The sequence below is a fragment of the Streptomyces sp. KR55 genome (assembly GCF_052245645.1).
GTDB classification, from domain to species: domain Bacteria; phylum Actinomycetota; class Actinomycetes; order Streptomycetales; family Streptomycetaceae; genus Streptomyces; species Streptomyces flavusporus.
The window spans coordinates 1-1,292 of the sequence record NZ_JBQQCE010000916.1; the positions used below are offsets into that span (position 1 = coordinate 1).

Sequence of the window (1,292 nt, forward strand, 5' to 3'; positions counted from 1 at the left end):
TCATCAACGGCTGGCTGTGCGAGATGCAGGTCGGCACGATGCCGGAGGGGCTGCTGCACGACCCGGGCCTGAAGGGCCTGTCGGCGGAGGAGGTGTACGACCGGATCGCGGGCGACCTGCGCCGGATGCGCCGGCTGCCGACCCTGCGCGGCAAGGGCGTGGGCGACATCCTCGGCGGACCGCTCGGCAGCCCGCGCGACTACGTCGACCTGGACGAGTTCTACCGCCGCGGCCTCTGCCAGGGCCTCGACCTGCACCAGCAGCAGGAGCGCGGCTTCCTGCCCGGCGGCCTGGTCGAGGAGATCCGCGCGCTCAGCCAGCCGCCGCTGCCCTGGGACGCGCAGCTCGCCCGCTGGTTCGACGAGTTCGTGCCCCGCCCCGAGCCCGTACGGTCGTACGCCCGTCCCTCGCGCCGCCAGGCATCCACCCCCGACATTCCCCGGGCCGGCCGGTACTTCCCGCCCGAGGAGATCGCCCGCTGCACCTTCGGCGTCGTCCTGGACACCTCCGGATCGATGGACCGCACGCTGCTCGGCAAGGCGCTGGGTGCGATCGCCTCGTACGCCGAGGCCCGGGACGTGCCGGCCGCCCGCGTCGTGTTCTGCGACGCGGCTCCGCACGACGCGGGCTACCTTCCGGTCACCGACATCGCGGGGAAGGTACGGGTGCACGGCCGCGGCGGTACGGTCCTGCAGCCCGGGATCGATCTGCTGCACCGCGCGGACGACTTCCCGCCGGCCGCGCCGGTCCTGGTGATCACGGACGGCTGGTGCGATGTGCTGCGGGTGCGCCGCGAGCACGCCTACCTCGTTCCCCAGGGCGCCCGCCTGCCGTTCACCCCCCGTGGACCTGTGTTCCGCGTACGGTGAGCCGGAATGTGATCGGATGGTGCCCGAGAACCCCGGAGACGGGGTCGCATCAAAAGCATGTGGCATCACAAGCATGTGACATCAAAAGCATGTGAAAGGAAGAACCGTGGCAACCACGCGCTCCGCACACACCGTCTGGGAAGGCAACCTGCTCGAGGGCAACGGCGTCGTCACCTTCGACTCCTCCGGCATCGGCCAGCAGCCGGTGTCGTGGCCGTCGCGCGCCGAGCAGGCGAACGGCAAGACCAGCCCCGAGGAGCTGATCGCCGCCGCCCACTCCAGCTGCTTCTCCATGGCCCTGTCGCACGGCCTGACCGGCGCCGGGACCCCGCCCACCAAGCTCATCACCTCGGCCGACGTGACCTTCCAGCCCGGTGAGGGCATCACCGGTATCCACCTCACCGTCGAGGGCACGGTCCCCGG

2 protein-coding genes are annotated in these 1,292 nt (G+C 71.4%); both read left to right on the forward strand.

All coding sequences use genetic code 11. From position 1 onward, the window contains the following. Positions 1-869 (forward strand): vWA domain-containing protein (locus tag ACTWQJ_RS51485; protein ID WP_443313216.1); only part of this gene is annotated, 869 nt, incomplete at its 5' end. A gap of 106 nt (positions 870-975) precedes the next feature. Further along, a partial coding sequence (locus ACTWQJ_RS51490) for an OsmC family peroxiredoxin (RefSeq protein WP_443313217.1) occupies positions 976-1,292 on the forward strand: 317 nt, incomplete at its 3' end.